This is a genomic window from Olleya marilimosa CAM030, assembly GCF_000518485.1.
Classification (GTDB): Bacteria; Bacteroidota; Bacteroidia; order Flavobacteriales; family Flavobacteriaceae; genus Olleya; species Olleya marilimosa.
The window spans coordinates 593,189-609,924 of record NZ_JADR01000001.1; the positions used below are offsets into that span (position 1 = coordinate 593,189).

Sequence of the window (16,736 nt, forward strand, 5' to 3'; positions counted from 1 at the left end):
AAACCATGAAAAACATATTTTTTGTTCTAACGCTTTTTTTAGTGTCAGCAATAACTGTTTCAGCTCAAGAATGGATAGATTATAAATCCGAAGAGCTTGCATTTATTGCTAAGTATCCTGTGCAACCAGTGCAAACACTTGAAGTGATAGATACGGAAGCAGGTCCTTTAGATATGTACATGGTTATGCATGTGGCAACGTCAGAAAGTAGTAATAATGTTGTGTATTCTGTAATTAAATCAACATATCCAGAATCTCAATTTGAAGAGGTCTCAGAGGGTTACAATGATGAAGTGCTAGATTCAGCTGTTCAAGGCGCTGTTGAAAATGTTAATGGAACATTAATATTTGAAAATAAAGTAACTCATAATGGTTATCCAGGAAGAAGTATAAAAATTGAGATTGATAAAGCATTTATTTATATGAATGCTTTTTTAGTAGATAACATGATGTTTATATCTCAAGTTATTTGTATGACAGATAAAGATGAAAATACTGATATTAAACGTTTTATGGACTCATTTGATATCATAAAAGTAAAAGAAGATTAAGTGTCTATAGATACTCTATTTTATATCATTTTAGCAGGAATAATAGCTTTATTATTAGCTTTGTTTCAGTATTACTATAAATCAAAAAGCGCATCAAAGGACAATGCGCTTTTTGCTTTTTTACGTTTTATTACCTTATTTTCAGTATTGCTATTACTTATAAATCCTAAATTTGAGCAAATCCAATATTATACTGAAAAGCCAAACTTAGTAGTAGCAGTAGATAATTCTTCATCTTTAAAACATTTAAAACAAGATAACAACGCATTAGCGTTTGTAAAGTCTATTCAGGACAATGCTCAAATTAATAGCAAATTTAATATTAAGCTTCTGTCTTTTGGAGAGGATTTAAAAGTTAGTGATAGTTTGACTTTTAAAGATCGTCAGACTAATATAGATAAAGTGTTTAAATCATTAACTCAAGTTTATAAAAATACGGTATCACCAACTATTATTGTTACAGATGGTAATCAGACTGTTGGTAATGATTATCAATTTTCAGCAAAAAAATATAATCAAGCCATTTATCCAATAGTTTTAGGTGATACTATTGTATACTCTGATTTACAAATTAGTAAGCTTAATGTCAATAAATACGCCTATTTAAAAAATAATTTTCCGGTAGAAGCTATTGTGGTTTATAATGGTAATCAAACTATTGCTAGCAAATTTATCGTAACCAAAGGAAATGCAACTGTTTTTTCTAAAAACATAACGTTAGACAAATCAAATAATAGCCAAGTTTTAAACTTTACTTTACCTGCAAATGGTGTTGGAGTACAAGATTATAAAGCACAAATAATTCCGTTAGAAACCGAAAAAAATAAGACTAATAATTATAAGAATTTTGCAGTAGAAGTCATTGATCAAAAATCTAAAATAGCTATTGTAAGCTCAATTTTGCATCCCGATTTAGGAGCTATTAAAAAGAGTATTGAAAGCAATGAACAACGTGAAGTTGTATTTTTAAAACCAAATAAAATTTTAAATCAATTAAATGATTTTCAATTAGTTATATTGTATAGCCCGAATAATTTGTTTAAGCCTTTATTTGATGAGTTACAAAAGCAAAATAAAAATAAATGGGTAATAATTGGAGCTAAATCTGATTGGCAATTTTTAAATAATGTCACCAGTAGTTATAGTTTAGATTTTACATCTCAAACTGAAGATTATCAACCTTTTTTAAATAATAATTACAACCCTTTTATAGTTGAAGATATAGATTTTAAAAACTTTCCACCTTTAAAATCAACTTTTGGAGATGCTGTCTTTAACCAACCCTATGAAACCATATTGTTTAAAACAGTATCAGGTATAAAAACAGAGCAACCTTTACTAGCAACTTTTGAAACTGATGGTAGAAGGGAAGCTGTCCTATTTGGTGAAGAGCTATGGAAATGGCGTGCGCAGAGTTATATTAACGAAGATAGTTTTTTAAAATTTGATAATTTTATTGGCAAATTAGTGCAGTATTTAGCCTCTAATAAACGTCGTAACAGGTTAAATATTGATTATAATTCATTTTATAACGGAAGCGATAACATTACTTTAAGTGCTCAGTTTTTTAATAAAAATTTCGAGTTCGATGCTGATGCTTCGTTAAATATTTCATTAAAAAATAAAGAAACGGATATAACTTATAATAGACCTTTAATTTTAAAAGGAAACAATTATCAAGTTAATTTAAATAGTTTAAATGCTGGAAACTATACTTTTACGGTTGCTGCTGAGTCAGAAAATATTTCTGTTTCAGGAAATTTTAAAATTATAGAATACAATGTCGAGCAACAATTTTTAAATGCAGATGTAACAAAGTTGCAACAATTGGCTACTAATAGTGGAGGTAATGCTTATTTTATTAATAACTATACTGCTTTAACAGATAACTTATTAAATGATAATCGTTACCTACCCATTCAAAAAAGCAATAAAAGTGTTGTACCTTTGATAGATTGGTCTTATTTATTGTTTATTATCGCTTTAAGCTTAGCGTTAGAATGGTTTATCAGAAAATATAAAGGATTAATTTAAAACTTAAAAAAAAAGAAATATGGAAAAATTACCTAAAGGAGCATTTCCTTTTATCATTGCAGCTGTAATAGGCTTAATTATTATGGCTAAATCGGTTAAAACTATAGATTCAGGACATGCAGGAGTATTATATCAATTAGGAGGTGGAGTAGATCCAGATAGTGAGCCATTAGGCGAAGGTATCAATTTTGTAGCTCCTTGGAATAGTGTTATTGATTATGAGGTTAGACAACAAGAATTACCAGAAAAAATGTCTGTTTTATCAAGTAATGGATTGGATATTAAATTAGATGCTTCAGTACTGTACCAACCAGATTATAAAAACTTAAGTAAGTTACATAAAGAAAAAGGTAGAGAATATGTAAGTAGAGTTTTGCAACCAGCTATACGTAGTGCAGCAAGAAGCGTTGTTGGACGCTACACTCCAGAACAATTATATTCTAGTAAACGTGATGCTATACAAGATGAAATTTTTGAAGAAACTAAAAAAATAGTTGAGTCTCAATACATTCAATTAAATAACATTTTAATTAGAGATGTGACTTTACCACCAACAATTAAAGATGCTATTGAGCGTAAACTTAAACAAGAACAAGAATCCTTAGAGTATGAATTTAGATTAGTTACGGCTGCAAAAGAAGCAGAAAAAGTAATTATTGAAGCACAAGGTAAGGCTGATGCTAATAAAATTTTAAGTGCATCTTTAACAGATAAAATTCTACAAGACAAAGGTATTGAAGCTACTGTAAAGCTTTCAGAATCAAGTAATAGTAAAGTGATTGTTATTGGGTCAGGAGATTCAGGTATGCCAATTATTTTAGGTAACCAATAAGGCTTAACATTAATTTAATGTACTTAAATTTGGATTTGTAATATTATTTTCACAATCTTTGTACAGAACAAAAAAAAGACATGAACTTTATTCAATTACATCATCATCATTTCCATACTTGCACTCAAGCTAGTTAGAAATGTATTGAATAAATCCAAATATATTTTAAAAACCGTTTGAGTAAATCAAGCGGTTTTTTGTATTTATACACTTTCCTAAAGATTTACTCAAATTTTCAAAAAATCTAAAAAAAAATAAAAAAGAAAAAAATGAGTAAATTAAAAATTGCAGTTCAAAAATCAGGAAGATTAAATGAGGATTCAATGCAAATCCTTAAAGACGTTGGTATTTCTATAGATAATGGTAAAGACCAATTAAAGGCTTCGGCTAAAAACTTCCCATTAGAAATTTTTTATCTACGTAATGGTGATATTCCACAATACTTAAAAGATGGTGTGGTAGATGTTGCTATAATTGGAGAAAACGTGCTAATAGAAAAAGGAAATGATATTAAAATTGCTGAAAAATTAGGGTTTTCAAGCTGTAAAGTGTCTGTTGCAGTACCAAAAGGCGTAAAATATAATTCGGTTAAAGATTTAGAAGGAAAACGCATTGCAACTTCATATCCAAATACTGTTAATCAGTTTTTAGAGAAAAATGGAGTTAAGGCTAACTTACACATTATTAACGGTTCCGTAGAGATTGCTCCAAATATTGGATTAGCAGACGCTATTGTAGATATTGTATCAAGCGGAAGTACACTATTTAAAAACAACCTGAAAGAAGCAGAAGTTATTTTAAAATCAGAAGCTGTATTAGCGGTTTCTCCTCTAATTTCTAACGACAATCAAGCTATTCTTAACAGACTGCAATTCAGATTACAATCTGTTTTAAAAGCTAGACAATCTCGTTATGTATTATTAAATGCACCAAATAACAAGGTGGACGATATTATAAATATTTTACCAGGAATGAAAAGTCCAACGGTTTTACCATTGGCAGAAGCAGGTTGGAGCTCAATCCACTCTGTAATTAATAAAAACGATTTCTGGGAAATTATAGACGAATTAAAACTAAATGGAGCAGAAGGTATTCTAGTTTGTCCAATTGATAACATGGTATTATAATGAAAACGATAATCAACCCAGAAAAAGCAACTTGGTCAAACATTTTGCAACGTCCAACACAAACTGTTAATGATATTGAAACTACGGTAACTCAAATTTTTGAGGATGTCCAACGTAATGGAGACCAAGCAATAGCAAAATACACGCAATTATTTGATGGAGTAGAATTAGCGTCAAACACTGTAACTATTGAAGAAGTAGAAGCAGCAAGTGATAAAATTTCTACCGAATTAAAACAAGCCATACAACAAGCAAAAACAAATATTGAAACTTTCCACAGCGCACAAAAAACTAAAAAAGTTAGTGTACAAACTGTTGCTGGTGTTAATTGTTGGCAAGAAAAAAGAGCCATCCAAAAAGTAGGAATCTATATTCCTGCTGGTACTGCACCTTTATTTTCAACCGTTTTAATGTTAGCTGTTCCTGCTCAAATTGCAGGATGTAAAGAGATTGTATTGTGTTCGCCTCCAAATAAAGATGGAAAAATAGCTAACGAAATTTTATACACAGCGCAATTATGTGGCGTGACTAAAATTATTAAAGTTGGTGGTATTCAGGCTATTGCTGGATTAACTTTTGGAACAGCATCTATTCCTCAAGTGTACAAGATTTTTGGTCCAGGAAATCAATTCGTAACTGTCGCTAAACAATTAGCGACTAAATATGGCGTAGCAATCGATATGCCAGCTGGACCAAGTGAGTTATTAGTCGTGGCAGACGATACTGCTAAGGCTAGTTATGTGGCTTCAGATTTGTTGTCTCAAGCAGAACATGGTAAAGACAGTCAAGTCATTTTAGTGTCTACCTCTCAAAATTTAATTAACGCTGTAGCGGAAGAAATAGAGGTTCAAATTAAAGCACTTCCAAGACAAGATATTGCTAAACAAGCGATTGACAATTCTAAATCTATTTTAGTTGAAACTGATGCAATAGCCTTAGATTTAATTAATCAATATGGACCAGAACACTTTATAGTTTGTACAAGTGATAATGATTTTTACGTTAACGGAATTGAAAATGCAGGATCAGTATTTATAGGTAATTACACACCAGAAAGTGCTGGAGATTATGCTTCAGGAACTAATCACACACTGCCTACAAACGGATTTAGTAAAGCGTATTCTGGAGTAAATTTAGACAGTTTTACAAAAGCCATTACGTTTCAAGAAATTACTAAAGAAGGTATTCAAAATATTGGAAAAACTATAGAGTTAATGGCTGAAGCCGAAGGTTTACAAGCACATAAAAATGCAGTTTCAATTAGATTAAAAGATTTAAAATAATCAAACGTCATACTGAACTCGTTTTAGTGTCACACAAGCTTTAGATAATGAGACACTGAAACGAGTTCAGTGTGACGAAAGATTTGAAGCAAGGAATTAAATTAAGAAGTAAAGTTTAAATACTATCGTAACGTCATACTGAACTCGTTTCAGTATCACACAAATTCAGACAATAGAGAACTGCAATTTATTCAGTAATTATAAAAAATGAACACAACATTCAACATAAACAACCTAGTTAGAGCTAACATTATAGCTTTAAAACCATATTCATCTGCAAGAGATGAGTTTAAAGGAACAGCAGATGTGTTTTTAGATGCCAACGAAAATCCGTTTGGAGAGTTAAATCGTTATCCAGATCCGCAACAATCTAAAATTAAGGAAAAATTATCTACCATTAAATCTGTAGAAACAAACCAAATTTTTATTGGTAATGGTAGCGATGAAGTTATCGATTTAGCCTTTCGTATTTTTTGCGAACCAGGAAAAGACAAAGTCTTAACTTTTACACCAACGTACGGAATGTACGATGTATCTGCAAACATCAATAATATAGAGGTGATTAAGCAACCTTTGATTAACGATTTTCAAATTAACTTAAATCAATTACAACCGTATTTAGATTTTGAAGATGTAAAAATCATTTTTATTTGCTCGCCAAACAATCCAACAGGAAATAGTATCAATACAGAAGATATTGAATACATTATTGAGAATTTTAACGGTATCGTAATTGTAGACGAAGCTTATATAGATTTCAGTTCACAAGCATCATTCATTAAAAACATTAATAAATACAATAATCTAATTGTAAGTCAAACTTTTAGTAAAGCTTGGGGATTAGCAGGTGTTAGAGTAGGCGTTGCTTATGCTAGCGATGCTATTATTGCACTTTACAATCGTGTAAAACCTCCTTATAACGTAAGCACTTTAAATCAAGAAGCAGTTTTAGAGTGTTTAAATAATCAATCTGAAGTGTCTAAAAATATCGATATAATTCTTTCAGAAAGAACGAAGTTAAAAGACGCTTTAAATCAATTAGATATTGTTAAAAAAATATATCCAACAGATGCTAATTTTTTATTGGTTGAAGTTGATAATGCAGATAAAACCTACCAATATCTAATCGATAAAAAAGTAATTATTAGAAACAGAAATACTCAGGTTGAGAATTGTATTCGAATTACTGTTGGAACTGCTGTTGAAAATGAGAGATTAATTGAAGCTTTAAAAAATATATAACGTCATTCTGAGCTTGTTTCAGAATCTCACAAGAACATATAATCATGAAAAAAGTACTATTCATAGACAGAGACGGAACTTTGGTATTAGAACCACCTGTGGATTATCAACTAGATAGTTTAGAGAAATTAGAGTTCTACCCAAAAGTATTTCAATACATGGCTAAAATAGCTTCAGAGCTAGATTTTGAGCTAGTTATGGTAACCAATCAAGATGGTTTAGGAACCGATTCTTTTCCTGAAGATACCTTTTGGCCTGCGCAAAACAAAGTAATTTCAGCATTCGAAAAAGAAGGTGTTGTTTTTTCTGAAGTGTGTATAGACAAAACATTTCCGCATGAAAATGCCGAAACTCGCAAGCCTAGAACAGGTTTGTTAACGAAGTATTTTGATAAAGCTGAATACGATTTAGAAAACTCGTTTGTTTTAGGTGATCGCATTACAGACATGGAATTGGCTAAAAACCTTGGAGCAAAAGGTATATTCTTATCTGAAGATCCTGAATTAGGAGCTGATGAAATTGAAAGTTCAAAACAAGCCATTTTTGACTGTATCGCATTAACAAGTACAGATTGGAAAGCGATTTACGAGTTTTTAAAACTAAATGATCGTGTAGAAGAAATCACGCGTAATACCAACGAAACCAAGATTTACATTAAATTAAACCTTGACGGTTCTGGTAAAAATAATATCGATACTGGTTTAAAGTTTTTCGACCACATGTTAGACCAAATTGGTCGTCATGGCGCAATGGATTTAACCATAAAAGTTGATGGCGATTTAGAGGTTGATGAGCATCATACTATTGAAGATACTATGATTGCTTTGGGCGAATTATTCAACAAAGCATTAGGTAATAAATTAGGGATTGAACGTTACGGTTTTTGTTTACCTATGGACGACTGCTTAGCACAAGTAGCTGTTGACTTTGGAGGTAGAAACTGGTTAGAATGGGAAGCCGATTTTAAACGTGAAAAAATAGGCGATATGCCAACCGAAATGTTTTTCCACTTGTTTAAATCGTTTACAGATGGTGCAAAATGCAATTTAAATATTAAAGCTGAAGGCACTAATGAACACCACAAAATTGAAGGCATTTTTAAAGCTTTTGCAAAAGCAATGAAAATGGCTGTAAAACGTGATGCTAATAAAATGTTTTTACCATCAACTAAAGGAATGCTTTAAGTCGAAGTAAATTAAATTAACGTCACTTCGAGTGATTTGTGAAGTATGAGCAAATTGTATCGAGAAGCATATAAAAATAAGTTCTCGATATAAAATTGCTAAATAGCAATTTTACTCGAACTGACGTAACAAAAGCTATAAAATGAAATTAGTAATAATAAATTACGGAGCAGGTAATATAAAAAGCATCCAATTTGCCTTTAAACGCTTAGGTTACGATGCCATTTTATCTAATAATCCAGATGAGATTAAAGCAGCAGACAAAGTCATTTTTCCTGGTGTTGGTGAGGCAAGTTCTGCAATGAAAATGTTAAAAGAAAGCGGTTTAGACACTTTAATTCCAACATTAAAACAACCAGTTTTAGGGATTTGTTTAGGTATGCAACTCATGTGTAAATCTTCAGAAGAAGGTAACACCAAAGGTTTGGGTATTTTTGATGTAGATGTCAAGCGTTTTAACAATACCGTTAAAGTACCACAAATGGGATGGAATACCATTACGGATTTAAAATCAGATTTGTTTAAAGGTATCAAAAACCAAGAGTTTATGTATTCCGTACATAGTTTTTATGCCGAAAATTGTAAAGAAAGTATTGCAACTACTACTTATAGTATAGACTTTGCTTCGGCATTAAAACACAATAATTTTTATGGTGTACAATTTCATCCAGAAAAAAGCAGTACTGTAGGAGAACAAATATTAAAGAATTTTATCGAGCTATAGCTCAAAATTCTGAAGTAATTCAGAAAATATTATAACAATAAAAAGCTAAAAGAATGAGAATAATACCAGCAATAGATATTATAGACGGAAAGTGTGTGCGTTTGACAAAAGGCGATTACAATACAACCAAAATATACAATGAAAACCCATTAGAAATCGCTAAGCAATTTGAAGATGCAGGAATTGAGTACTTGCATATGGTTGATTTAGAAGGTGCTAAAGCATCTCATGTAGTAAATTATAAAGTCTTAGAGCAAGTCGCATCTAAAACCAACCTTAAAATCGATTTTGGAGGTGGTTTAAAAACAGATAACGACATCATTACAGCCTTTAACTCAGGAGCTAAACAAATTACAGGAGGAAGTATAGCTGTTAAAAATAGAGATGCTTTTGAGGGTTGGATACGCAAATATGGCTCTCAGAAAATAATTCTTGGAGCAGATTGTAATAACGAAAAAATTGCAATTAGTGGTTGGTTAGAAGAGAGTAGCTTGGAAGTGATTCCGTTTATAAAAGATTACCAAAAACAAGGTATACAATATGTGGTCTGTACAGATATTTCCAAAGATGGCATGTTAGAAGGACCTTCTTTAGAGTTGTATAAAAATATTATTGAACAATGTAGTAATGATAGTTCAGGTCAGTCAGTTAAGTTAATTGCATCAGGTGGAGTTACTACCATTGAAGATTTAGAAAAGCTAGCAGATATTGGATGTGAAGGCGTTATTATTGGAAAAGCATTGTATGAAAACAGAATTACTTTAAAAGAATTAGAACGCTTTTTATAATATGCTAACAAAACGAATCATACCATGCTTAGACATCAAAGACGGAAGAACCGTCAAAGGTGTCAATTTTGTAAACCTTCGTGATGCAGGAGATCCTGTGGAATTAGCGAAGCAATACGCTTTAAAAGGTGCAGACGAATTAGTGTTTTTGGATATTTCAGCGACACTAGAAGGTCGAAAAACCATGATTGATATGGTTTTAAAAGTCGCAGAACACGTTAATATTCCGTTTACAGTTGGAGGTGGCATTTCTTCAATCGCAGATGTTGATGTATTATTAAAATCTGGTGCTGATAAAGTATCCATCAATTCTTCAGCAGTAAAAAGACCAGAATTAGTTAACGAGTTGGCTAATAAATTTGGTAGCCAATGTGTTGTGGTTGCTATAGATGCTAAGCAAATTAATGGTGAATGGATAGTACATTTAGCAGGTGGAAGTATTCCAACCGATTTAAATTTATTTGATTGGGCTAAAGAGGTTGAAAGTAGAGGTGCAGGAGAAATTTTGTTTACTTCCATGAATAACGATGGTACCAAAGCAGGTTTCGCAAACGAAGCTTTAGCTAAGTTATCAGAAACTTTGAATATTCCTATAATAGCTTCTGGTGGAGCAGGAACAGTTCAGCATTTTGTAGATACTTTCAAAGAAGGAAAAGCTGACGCAGCATTGGCTGCAAGCGTATTTCATTTTGGTGAAATTGCAATACAAGATTTAAAAGAAGCATTAAGAGAAAATAATATAGAAGTTAGAATGTAACACGTCATAGTTAACTATTGGAACTGACGACATAGAAATAATCGTAACATCATACTGAACTTGTTTCAGTATCACATAAAATAAAGAAGAATATATTGGTTTGTATTACAAGAAACCAATAAAAACAGCACATTACGACACTTCGAGTGGTTTGTGAAGCAGGAGCAAATTGTATCGAGAAGCACAATAAAATAAGTTCTTCATACAAAATTGCAGAAAGTGCAATTTCACTTAAACTGACGACGCAGAAATAATACAACATCATACTGAACTTGTTTCAGTATCGCATAATTAAGAAAATATTGCTAAAAAAACACAATGTATTTAGCGATACCAATACATAACAAGATGACTATAGATTTCAACAAAAACAATGACGGTTTAGTACCAGCAGTAATTCAAGATGCCACAACAAAAAACGTATTGATGTTGGGTTATATGAATGAAGAAGCGTTTAATAAAACTAAAGAAACCAAATTGGTTACTTTTTTTAGCAGAACCAAAAATCGTTTATGGACTAAAGGTGAAGAAAGCGGAAACGTATTAAACCTGGTTGATATTAAACTAGATTGTGACAACGACACCTTATTAATACAAGTAAAACCAAAAGGACCAACATGTCATACAGGAAACGATACGTGTTGGAATGAGTCTAATTCTGAGAACTTCGGTTTTATTTCAAAATTAGAAAATACTATTGAAAGTAGAGTAGCAGCGGGAAATACCGAGAAATCTTATGTTGCCTCATTATTTGCTTCAGGTATAAATAAAGTAGCACAAAAAGTTGGTGAAGAGGCTGTAGAAGTTGTTATTGAAGCAATGGATAACAATGACGATTTATTTTTAAGTGAAAGTGCAGATTTACTGTTTCATTATTTAATGTTATTGCAAGCTAAAGGATTTAAGCTTAATGATGTTGTAGATGTATTAAAAGGAAGAGAAAAAAAATAAACATATAAAACTGTCGCTAATTTATTAGCGACAGTTTATCTAATGAAATAATAGAAAGTTTAATCGTGCATTAGAACCACGTAAAACCGTTATGTGTTATTAATTAGATGTGTTTTTTATTATTGCTAATGTTTGCTCTAGCCAATCTTTACTGTAGTCCAAAGCAATTTCTGGAGTGACACCTTTCCCTTCGTAAGCTAAATACTCATTAAAATCCATATCTGTAGGAGTAATGTTAAAATTACCAGAAGGTGTATTGTAATTGTAACCATAATTCATTCCGTAAGCGATAATTCCTCTTGTTGTTTGACCTAAATGTGTTGCATTTTTAAGCGCTTTTAGTTTTAAAGTAAATTGCTCTCCATTACTTCCTGTAAAGCAGTTGGTTAAAATATAAACGTTTTTCTTTTTTAATAATTTTAAAAAAGGATCAGATAGTTTACTGTTTCCACCACGATTACTTCTTAAATCTACAATTACATTTTTAGCTGTTAATACTTTTTTTGTTTTAGCATAAAAGGCTTTAAATGCTGTTTTATTAGCTTTACTAAAAGAACTGAAATTACCGAAATATAAATATTGAGTATCTGGAGTTAATTGTTTAAATTCCCAATCCGACTGATTTTTAATAGGTAATTCTTCATTATTAAAACTGTTTTCTTTTTTATACATCCAAAGGCGTCCATTTTCAAAAGATATACTTTTTACAAAACCAGGAGATCTAGTTATTGGATCATAGTAGTATAGGTTATACTTAATCCCGTTGGTCTGATTTGCATAAATTATAATTTGTCCAGCATCCCATTGTTTTAGATGACTTTTTAAAACAACACCTATAAAAGTGTCACTATCATTTTGTTTGTAAATTCCAATTGTAAGATTTTCACCATAATTGTATATACCTTCAAAATCTTGTGTAGATTTTTTAGACAATTTGGTTTCCAAATCATTTAAGTTTTGTTTAGTTTTTGGATGATTTTTAAAAGCATCACTAGCTTTAAAAATGTTTAGTTTTAAAGTGTCTTTTGAATCTTCTTTACTAATAAGTGTTTTATTAAAGTTTAATGAGGCATGCACATCATTAACAATTATCATTTGTTGTAGTAACATTTTATAACAATCCTCAATCAAAACATTTTGTTTCATTTTGTTAGCTAGTCTTGTATAGGTTGTTTCAAATTCTATAGCTTTTTCTTCCTTAATTTGTTTTTTAAAGGAAGGCATAGCTTTTATTTTTTCGACTAAAAAGTCTAAATCGGTTTTGCAATCGCAAGTTTCGGTTTGAGAAAAAGCAAGCTGACTTGAAGTAAAAAAAAGGACTAAAATTAAACTGATTTTTTTCATAATTAATAGGTTTTAATTGATTAAACTTTCTGAAACAAAGATAGTTTTACAATCAACTAAAAGTCAGTAATAATAGGTCTTTGGGACGAAATGCTATCCAGCTGTGGCGAAATTAAATGTACTTTTAACAGCTTCTAAATAAGTTTTAGAAATAGGTATTTGAATATTATGAGAAAGCATTAAAAAATGTTTTCCTTTCTCGGTTTTCCAAGACTGAAAATGATACGGGTTTATTATGTAGGATCGATGCGTACGTTGTAATTCGGAAAATGTAGTTTCAATGTAAGAAAGCTTGTTTCTAATTAGACTTTTTTTAAGATTAGTACCAGACAAGTAAAAGATTTCAATATAATTATCCGAAGATTGTACAGCTATTAACTCGTTTAAATGAAGTTTTAAACTTTCGTAATTACCTTCACCTTTAATTTCAATTTTTTTATCCTCTAGTTTTTTTTCAAAATATTTTCCAAAAGCAAAACGACCAATAACTATAATTGGTAAAATAATAGCTAATGCAGGTAATAATAATGCCTTTAGCATATAACCTAAAGTATGCGGATTGGCTTGTCCAGCAACTACAATGTATAAATAATATAATCTTGCTAATGTTATTGAAACAATGGATAGGCTTAATAAAAATAGTACTTCGTGTTTTAAAAACCAATTGTTATTAGATTGTCTATAAATGTAATACTGAATAGGTAAAAATAATACATATGAAAAAGTTGCAATTAGACTGTAAAAGGGTAAATACTTTAGTTTTTCTGAAGGATTAAGTTCACTTATATCTAATGGTTCGGTAATAAATAAGAATAAAAAAATCCATAACCCAAGTCCAAAACCAACAATAATGTGGTGTTTTAATGAAGGGTCAAAAGGATATTTAGATTTCAAATTAATATAAGTTATTTAAAAAAGCACCAATAGTAGTATTGATGCTTTTAAGATTTAATTATAAATTAGTTTAAGATAACCAGCCTTTTTTAGTTGCATGATTTGCTAACCATACTAAAGCCATACCAACTATAATAATCATTGGTGTCATGGCATTGGCCATTTTAAGTACAAATACTAAATAATACATTTGTGCTAGTGCAGCAATTAATGAGATTAATAAAACATGAAATGCCCATTTTTTTCTAATCACCAATAATAAACTTCCAATGGTACCTGCAAAAACTGCTATAGCAAAAGCTCCAATATACCAAGACGGTAAATTGGCATACATTTCTTGATCTGCTTCTGGCAATTGTTTTAAAACTTCGTCAGACATCAAAGCTTGTCCTATGTATGCAAAAACGCCTAAAAGGTTCCATATTAAGGCAATAATACTGATTACTAAAAACCAAATTGGTGGTTTGTGTGTCGTTACATTAGTCATAAAATTAGGTTTAGTTAGTTAATATGGTTTCAAGGTATAAAATTTTTGTCAAATGGTAAGTAAAACTGTATTTTCGGCATTCAAAATTAAATATGCAAAAAAAGTTTTTTTACGTCATAACAATTCAATATTTAGGGTATAGGTTTCATGGTTGGCAAAAACAGCCTAACCTTAAGACTTTACATTTAATGATTGATCGTACTTTAAATTTTATTTTAGATAAAAAGAAATTTAAAACTTTAACGTCTGGTCGCACAGATGCTATGGTTAGTGCAGAAAATGCTGCTTTTGAATTGTTTTTAGAAGAGCCTATTGCAGATTTTGACGACTTTTTAGCTTTATTTAATTATAACTTACCGCAAGATTTACGTGCTTTAACAATAAAGGAGGTTGATAGCACATTTAATATTATACAACATTCAAAAATTAAAGAATATTTATATGTCTTTGCATTTGGAGGTAAATTTCATCCGTTTTGTGCTCCAATTTTAACTACAATTTTAGATCCTTTAGATATTGAGTCAATGAAACAAGCAGCTAGACTGTTTGAAGGTGAACATTTTTTAAAGCACTATTGTTACAGACCAACAGATAATGGTATATATAACAGGACCATTTTAAAATGCGAAATTGTAGAAAATACTATGTATACAGCAAGCTTTTTTCCAGAAAAAAGTTACATTCTACGTGTAAAAGGGAAAGGGTTTATGCGTAATCAAATCCGTTTAATGATGGGAGCATTGATTGCAGTTGGTCAAGGTAAACGTACTTTAGAGGATATTGAAGCTAGTTTAAAACCAGATTTTAAAGGTAATAACCATTATATAGCACCTGCTTCTGGGTTAATTTTAAAGGATATCGAATTTGAGTAAAAATTATCAAATTCGTTGTGATTTTTACATTTTAACACTTTTTTTATTAAGAAAACACCACTATATATAGGTGTTTATTGAAATTCTATAACATTCTTAAAAAATCATATAACATGTCAGCTTGATTAGTGTTGCATCTTTGTATCAAAGAAATTAACAACACTAAAAACAGAACACATGAATTATTTGAATATGCAAGATGAGAAATTACTACCTGTAGTTGTAGAGTTAAACACATTATTAGCAGATTATAATATATACTATCAAAAATTAAGAAGCTTCCATTGGAATGTATTAGGAAAAAACTTTTTTGACTTACACGAAAAGTTTGAAAATATGTATAATGAAGCTAAGCTTAAAGTAGATGAAATTGCAGAACGCATTTTAACATTAAGACATCATCCTGTAAGTAAGTTTAGTGATTACTTAAAAATATCGTCACTTTCTGAAGCTTCAAGCCTAATAACTGATCAGGAAATGATAGAGGAGCTGCTTAACGACCATAAAACCATGTTAGCACAAATGTCTCAAGTACTTAGTAAGGCTGAAGATGCAGGAGATGAAGGTACAATTGACTTAATTGGAGCATATATTAGAGAATTAGAAAAATCAAGTTGGATGTTAAATGCTTGGTCAAAAAACACTGCAGATCAATTAAAAAAAGTAGTTACTAATAGTTAAACACAGGTTTTAATGCTATCAAAACTTTATTAACTAAACAAAATATTATGAAATCTCAATTATCAGAAGCATACAATTTACTAATCGATAAGTTAGAATCTTGGTTTAACGCGATTGTATCAAACATTCCAAATCTAATTTTAGCCATTATAGTCTTAATTGCAGCATATTTTATAGCTAAATATGTAAACAAATATGTGACAAAATTAGTGTCTAGAAAAATTCAGCAAAACTCAATTACAAACATGATAGGTAGTCTATCATCAGTAGTTGTAGTGCTAGCAGGACTGTTTTTAGCCTTAGGTATCCTAAACTTAAGTAAAACTTTAACCTCATTACTGGCAGGTGCTGGTGTGGCAGGTTTAGCAATAGGATTAGCATTGCAAGGTACATTATCTAACACATTTGCAGGTATTGTATTGTCATTTAGAAAGAAAATACAAATAGGACATTGGGTAGAAACTAATGGGTATTCTGGAGAAGTTATTGACATAAACCTAAAGGACTTTACTATTAAAGAAGCGGATAACAACATGGTCATCATACCAAATAAGATGATTTTGGATAACCCAATGAAAAACTACACCCTAACTACTAAAATGAGAGTTTTTCTAGAATGTGGCGTAGGATATGAGTCTGATTTAGATCATGTAGAACAATTAACTAAACAAACCATTTGTGACACATTTGATCAAATAGAAAAACCAGAAGATGTCGAGTTTTACTATACAGAATATGGAGGAAGCTCTATTAATTACTTATGTAGATTTTGGATAGATGCAGAAAATGCTCTAGAAAAAATGAGATCAAAAAGTAAAGCTATTATTGAAATAAAGAAAGCTTACGATAAAGAAAATATAAATATACCATTTCCAATTAGGACTCTTCAATTTGATAATAAATTATCATTTGATACGCCTAAGGAAACCGAGAATTCATTCTCAAATAATTAAAAGCAAAGCGCCTTTAATTAAATATTAATCAT

General features: G+C 30.6%; 17 protein-coding genes. 14 read left to right on the plus strand and 3 right to left on the minus strand.

All coding sequences use genetic code 11. The features are described 5' to 3' along the window. Nucleotides 1-5 precede the first annotated feature (5 nt). From M890_RS0102935 to hisIE, 11 genes are all read left to right on the plus strand, one after another. Nucleotides 6-551 carry a hypothetical protein gene (locus M890_RS0102935; protein ID WP_028282091.1) on the plus strand — a complete coding sequence of 182 codons (546 nt, stop codon included), beginning with the start codon at nucleotides 6-8 and terminating at the stop codon, nucleotides 549-551. Next, a complete protein-coding gene (locus M890_RS0102940) occupies nucleotides 552-2,585 on the plus strand; it encodes a hypothetical protein (RefSeq protein WP_028282092.1) in 2,034 nt (677 codons plus the stop codon). Nucleotides 2,586-2,604: 19 nt separating this feature from the next. Further along, the gene (locus tag M890_RS0102945) at nucleotides 2,605-3,417 is read left to right on the plus strand and encodes a prohibitin family protein (protein ID WP_028282093.1); all 813 of its coding nucleotides are present in this window, start codon (nucleotides 2,605-2,607) and stop codon (nucleotides 3,415-3,417) included. Nucleotides 3,418-3,686: 269 nt separating this feature from the next. Continuing rightward, nucleotides 3,687-4,544: an ATP phosphoribosyltransferase gene (gene hisG / locus M890_RS0102950; protein WP_028282094.1), complete on the plus strand. Its 858-nt coding sequence runs from the start codon at nucleotides 3,687-3,689 to the stop codon at nucleotides 4,542-4,544. Next, nucleotides 4,544-5,827, plus strand: a complete 1,284-nt coding sequence (gene hisD, locus M890_RS0102955; RefSeq protein WP_028282095.1) for a histidinol dehydrogenase — start codon at nucleotides 4,544-4,546, stop codon at nucleotides 5,825-5,827. The genes hisG and hisD overlap by 1 nt, the downstream gene beginning before the upstream one ends. Nucleotides 5,828-6,034: 207 nt before the next feature. Further along, nucleotides 6,035-7,069 carry a histidinol-phosphate transaminase gene (hisC, locus tag M890_RS0102960; protein WP_028282096.1) on the plus strand — a complete coding sequence of 345 codons (1,035 nt, stop codon included), beginning with the start codon at nucleotides 6,035-6,037 and terminating at the stop codon, nucleotides 7,067-7,069. A gap of 44 nt (nucleotides 7,070-7,113) precedes the next feature. Beyond that, nucleotides 7,114-8,253 (plus strand): bifunctional histidinol-phosphatase/imidazoleglycerol-phosphate dehydratase HisB, encoded by a 1,140-nt coding sequence (gene hisB / locus M890_RS0102965; protein WP_028282097.1) that lies wholly within the window; start codon nucleotides 7,114-7,116, stop codon nucleotides 8,251-8,253. Between the two features lie 142 nt (nucleotides 8,254-8,395). Beyond that, on the plus strand, nucleotides 8,396-8,977 hold the full coding sequence (hisH, locus tag M890_RS0102970) for an imidazole glycerol phosphate synthase subunit HisH (RefSeq protein WP_028282098.1): 582 nt from the start codon (nucleotides 8,396-8,398) through the stop codon (nucleotides 8,975-8,977). 53 nt (nucleotides 8,978-9,030) lie between these two features. Beyond that, entirely contained in the window at nucleotides 9,031-9,765 is a 735-nt protein-coding gene (hisA, locus tag M890_RS0102975) for a 1-(5-phosphoribosyl)-5-[(5-phosphoribosylamino)methylideneamino]imidazole-4-carboxamide isomerase (RefSeq protein WP_028282099.1), read from the plus strand. A 1-nt stretch (nucleotide 9,766) separates the two neighbouring features. Next, nucleotides 9,767-10,522, plus strand: coding sequence for an imidazole glycerol phosphate synthase subunit HisF (hisF, locus tag M890_RS0102980; protein ID WP_028282100.1), 756 nt, complete (start codon nucleotides 9,767-9,769; stop codon nucleotides 10,520-10,522). A gap of 348 nt (nucleotides 10,523-10,870) precedes the next feature. Then, nucleotides 10,871-11,473 (plus strand): bifunctional phosphoribosyl-AMP cyclohydrolase/phosphoribosyl-ATP diphosphatase HisIE, encoded by a 603-nt coding sequence (gene hisIE / locus M890_RS0102985; RefSeq protein ID WP_028282101.1) that lies wholly within the window; start codon nucleotides 10,871-10,873, stop codon nucleotides 11,471-11,473. A gap of 99 nt (nucleotides 11,474-11,572) precedes the next feature. On the opposite strand, the gene M890_RS16340 is transcribed toward hisIE, so the two are convergent. The 3 genes from M890_RS16340 to M890_RS0103000 form a co-directional block, all read right to left on the minus strand. Next, a complete protein-coding gene (locus M890_RS16340; RefSeq protein ID WP_051437428.1) occupies nucleotides 11,573-12,817 on the minus strand; it encodes a S41 family peptidase in 1,245 nt (414 codons plus the stop codon). Between the two features lie 93 nt (nucleotides 12,818-12,910). Continuing rightward, complete coding sequence (locus tag M890_RS0102995; RefSeq protein WP_028282103.1) at nucleotides 12,911-13,711, minus strand: LytTR family DNA-binding domain-containing protein; 801 nt, start codon at nucleotides 13,709-13,711, stop codon at nucleotides 12,911-12,913. Between the two features lie 70 nt (nucleotides 13,712-13,781). After that, the gene (locus M890_RS0103000) at nucleotides 13,782-14,198 is read right to left on the minus strand and encodes a hypothetical protein (protein ID WP_028282104.1); all 417 of its coding nucleotides are present in this window, start codon (nucleotides 14,196-14,198) and stop codon (nucleotides 13,782-13,784) included. A gap of 92 nt (nucleotides 14,199-14,290) precedes the next feature. Between M890_RS0103000 and M890_RS0103005 the strand changes: the two genes are divergently transcribed. From M890_RS0103005 to M890_RS0103015, 3 genes are all read left to right on the plus strand, one after another. After that, nucleotides 14,291-15,070 carry a tRNA pseudouridine synthase A gene (locus M890_RS0103005; protein ID WP_028282105.1) on the plus strand — a complete coding sequence of 260 codons (780 nt, stop codon included), beginning with the start codon at nucleotides 14,291-14,293 and terminating at the stop codon, nucleotides 15,068-15,070. A gap of 177 nt (nucleotides 15,071-15,247) precedes the next feature. After that, complete coding sequence (locus M890_RS0103010; RefSeq protein WP_028282106.1) at nucleotides 15,248-15,751, plus strand: Dps family protein; 504 nt, start codon at nucleotides 15,248-15,250, stop codon at nucleotides 15,749-15,751. 47 nt (nucleotides 15,752-15,798) lie between these two features. Further along, nucleotides 15,799-16,704, plus strand: a complete 906-nt coding sequence (locus tag M890_RS0103015) for a mechanosensitive ion channel family protein (RefSeq protein WP_028282107.1) — start codon at nucleotides 15,799-15,801, stop codon at nucleotides 16,702-16,704. Nucleotides 16,705-16,736: the final 32 nt, after the last annotated feature.

Bases quoted from the DNA above. Each gene is read 5' to 3' on its own strand.
- M890_RS0103010 (WP_028282106.1), top strand. From the start codon at position 15,248: ATGAATTATTTGAATATGCAAGATGAGAAATTACTACCTGTAGTTGTA.
- hisF (WP_028282100.1), top strand. From the start codon at position 9,767: ATGCTAACAAAACGAATCATACCATGCTTAGACATCAAAGACGGAAGA.
- hisB (WP_028282097.1), top strand. From the start codon at position 7,114: ATGAAAAAAGTACTATTCATAGACAGAGACGGAACTTTGGTATTAGAA.
- M890_RS0102945 (WP_028282093.1), top strand. From the start codon at position 2,605: ATGGAAAAATTACCTAAAGGAGCATTTCCTTTTATCATTGCAGCTGTA.
- M890_RS0103005 (WP_028282105.1), top strand. From the start codon at position 14,291: ATGCAAAAAAAGTTTTTTTACGTCATAACAATTCAATATTTAGGGTAT.
- M890_RS0103000 (WP_028282104.1), bottom strand. From the start codon at position 14,198: ATGACTAATGTAACGACACACAAACCACCAATTTGGTTTTTAGTAATC.
- hisIE (WP_028282101.1), top strand. From the start codon at position 10,871: ATGACTATAGATTTCAACAAAAACAATGACGGTTTAGTACCAGCAGTA.
- M890_RS16340 (WP_051437428.1), bottom strand. From the start codon at position 12,817: ATGAAAAAAATCAGTTTAATTTTAGTCCTTTTTTTTACTTCAAGTCAG.
- M890_RS0102935 (WP_028282091.1), top strand. From the start codon at position 6: ATGAAAAACATATTTTTTGTTCTAACGCTTTTTTTAGTGTCAGCAATA.
- hisG (WP_028282094.1), top strand. From the start codon at position 3,687: ATGAGTAAATTAAAAATTGCAGTTCAAAAATCAGGAAGATTAAATGAG.
- hisH (WP_028282098.1), top strand. From the start codon at position 8,396: ATGAAATTAGTAATAATAAATTACGGAGCAGGTAATATAAAAAGCATC.
- hisD (WP_028282095.1), top strand. From the start codon at position 4,544: ATGAAAACGATAATCAACCCAGAAAAAGCAACTTGGTCAAACATTTTG.
- hisC (WP_028282096.1), top strand. From the start codon at position 6,035: ATGAACACAACATTCAACATAAACAACCTAGTTAGAGCTAACATTATA.
- M890_RS0103015 (WP_028282107.1), top strand. From the start codon at position 15,799: ATGAAATCTCAATTATCAGAAGCATACAATTTACTAATCGATAAGTTA.
- hisA (WP_028282099.1), top strand. From the start codon at position 9,031: ATGAGAATAATACCAGCAATAGATATTATAGACGGAAAGTGTGTGCGT.